Annotated in this window: 1 pseudogene; it reads right to left on the bottom strand. The window is 73.4% G+C overall.

What is annotated here, in order from left to right:
* A pseudogene (locus EXE44_RS19880) lies at window positions 1–214 on the bottom strand (2,3-bisphosphoglycerate-independent phosphoglycerate mutase); the annotation flags it as partial.

Genomic DNA, 214 nt, shown 5'->3' with positions numbered 1-214 from the left:
CGGCGGCGATCTCGGGGGCCGTGTCCCGCCCGTCGGTGAACGCGTGGCTCGTCGCGGGCACGCCAGCGTCGGCCGCGGCGTCGATCAGCGCGAGCAGGTGTTCCACGTCCGAGTGGACGCCGCCGTCGGAGACGAGGCCGGTGAAGTGGACCCGGCCGCCGGTCGATCTCGCGTGGTCGAGCGCGTCTGCGATAGCGTCGTTGTCCGAGAGCGA

The organism is Halorubrum sp. SS7, from assembly GCF_005435055.1.
Lineage (GTDB): Archaea > Halobacteriota > Halobacteria > Halobacteriales > Haloferacaceae > Halorubrum > Halorubrum salinarum.
The sequence above is the reverse complement of the archived record's forward strand: the minus strand, read 5'-3'. Positions and strand labels throughout refer to the sequence as shown.